The organism is Pseudomonas sp. LRF_L74 (assembly GCF_965644255.1).
Lineage (GTDB): Bacteria > Pseudomonadota > Gammaproteobacteria > Pseudomonadales > Pseudomonadaceae > Aquipseudomonas.
Window position 1 is genome coordinate 1 of record NZ_CBFFRH010000023.1, and the last position, 2386, is coordinate 2386.

Sequence of the window (2386 nt, forward strand, 5' to 3'; positions counted from 1 at the left end):
CAGGTTGCACGGACGGCGAATTCGAGTAGAATGCGCCGCGCTGGCAGGGTGGTGGTTTGATCCTGTTGGTGGTTCGGATCCTCGGTTCGAACGAAGTTGAAAAGGAGGAGTTGACAGCGGTTTGTAACGCTGTAGAATTCGCCTCCCGCTGATCAGGGAGAGATTTTCTGGTTGGCTAAGCGGTTGAGAAGAAACGAAAAATTCTTCAAAAACAGCTTGACGGAATGAAGGGCTGCTGTAGAATGCGCGGCCTCGGTTGAGACGAAAGGCTCAATTGGAACGCTCTTTAACAAATTGAATCAAGCAATTCGTGTGGGTGCTTGTGCATGTAAGCCTGATAGTCACCAGATTATCAGCATCACAAGCAACACTCGTGAATTCGAGAGTTTTTTGCGATTGCTGAGCCAAGTTTAGGGTTTTCTCAAAACCCAAGCAGTATTGAACTGAAGAGTTTGATCATGGCTCAGATTGAACGCTGGCGGCAGGCCTAACACATGCAAGTCGAGCGGATGAGGGGAGCTTGCTCTCTGATTCAGCGGCGGACGGGTGAGTAATGCCTAGGAATCTGCCTGATAGTGGGGGACAACGTTTCGAAAGGAACGCTAATACCGCATACGTCCTACGGGAGAAAGTGGGGGATCTTCGGACCTCACGCTATCAGATGAGCCTAGGTCGGATTAGCTAGTAGGTGAGGTAATGGCTCACCTAGGCGACGATCCGTAACTGGTCTGAGAGGATGATCAGTCACACTGGAACTGAGACACGGTCCAGACTCCTACGGGAGGCAGCAGTGGGGAATATTGGACAATGGGCGAAAGCCTGATCCAGCCATGCCGCGTGTGTGAAGAAGGTCTTCGGATTGTAAAGCACTTTAAGTTGGGAGGAAGGGTTGTAGATTAATACTCTGCAATTTTGACGTTACCGACAGAATAAGCACCGGCTAACTTCGTGCCAGCAGCCGCGGTAATACGAAGGGTGCAAGCGTTAATCGGAATTACTGGGCGTAAAGCGCGCGTAGGTGGTTCAGCAAGTTGGATGTGAAAGCCCTGGGCTCAACCTGGGAACTGCATCCAAAACTACTGAGCTAGAGTACGGTAGAGGGTAGTGGAATTTCCTGTGTAGCGGTGAAATGCGTAGATATAGGAAGGAACACCAGTGGCGAAGGCGACTACCTGGACTGATACTGACACTGAGGTGCGAAAGCGTGGGGAGCAAACAGGATTAGATACCCTGGTAGTCCACGCCGTAAACGATGTCGACTAGCCGTTGGGCTCCTTGAGAGCTTAGTGGCGCAGCTAACGCATTAAGTCGACCGCCTGGGGAGTACGGCCGCAAGGTTAAAACTCAAATGAATTGACGGGGGCCCGCACAAGCGGTGGAGCATGTGGTTTAATTCGAAGCAACGCGAAGAACCTTACCTGGCCTTGACATGCTGAGAACTTTCCAGAGATGGATAGGTGCCTTCGGGAGCTCAGACACAGGTGCTGCATGGCTGTCGTCAGCTCGTGTCGTGAGATGTTGGGTTAAGTCCCGTAACGAGCGCAACCCTTGTCCTTAGTTACCAGCACGTAATGGTGGGCACTCTAAGGAGACTGCCGGTGACAAACCGGAGGAAGGTGGGGATGACGTCAAGTCATCATGGCCCTTACGGCCAGGGCTACACACGTGCTACAATGGTCGGTACAAAGGGTTGCCAAGCCGCGAGGTGGAGCTAATCCCATAAAACCGATCGTAGTCCGGATCGCAGTCTGCAACTCGACTGCGTGAAGTCGGAATCGCTAGTAATCGTGAATCAGAATGTCACGGTGAATACGTTCCCGGGCCTTGTACACACCGCCCGTCACACCATGGGAGTGGGTTGCTCCAGAAGTAGCTAGTCTAACCGCAAGGGGGACGGTTACCACGGAGTGATTCATGACTGGGGTGAAGTCGTAACAAGGTAGCCGTAGGGGAACCTGCGGCTGGATCACCTCCTTAATCGACGACATCAGCTTCGTCATAAGCACCCACACGAATTGCTTGATTCACTTGCGAAAAGCGATTGGGTTTAGACCCGAGAGTGACGATTGGGTCTGTAGCTCAGTTGGTTAGAGCGCACCCCTGATAAGGGTGAGGTCGGCAGTTCGAATCTGCCCAGACCCACCAATTGTCGGGATGGCAGGTCGAGAGGGGCCATAGCTCAGCTGGGAGAGCGCCTGCTTTGCACGCAGGAGGTCAGGAGTTCGATCCTCCTTGGCTCCACCATTAACTCATCGCTGAAAGCTCAGAAGTGAGCATCTGCCGGTATTGACTGGTTGGGATGTTGACTTCTGGTCTTTGCGCCAGAACTGTTCTTTAAAAATTTGGGTATGTGATAGAAGTGACTGATTGGCTGCTTTCACTGGCA

The 2386-nt window shown here is 52.3% G+C and carries 2 tRNA genes and 1 rRNA gene; all 3 read left to right on the forward strand.

Annotation, left to right across the window (positions count from 1 at the left end):
• Window positions 1-440 precede the first annotated feature (440 nt).
• The 3 genes from ACSZPK_RS26850 to ACSZPK_RS26860 all read left to right on the forward strand — a co-directional run bounded on the left by ACSZPK_RS26850 (window position 441) and on the right by ACSZPK_RS26860 (window position 2244).
• Window positions 441-1977: ribosomal RNA gene (locus ACSZPK_RS26850) — 16S ribosomal RNA — on the forward strand.
• A 91-nt stretch (window positions 1978-2068) separates the two neighbouring features.
• A tRNA-Ile gene (locus ACSZPK_RS26855) sits at window positions 2069-2145 on the forward strand.
• Between the two features lie 23 nt (window positions 2146-2168).
• Window positions 2169-2244: transfer RNA gene (locus tag ACSZPK_RS26860), tRNA-Ala, on the forward strand.
• Window positions 2245-2386 lie beyond the last annotated feature (142 nt).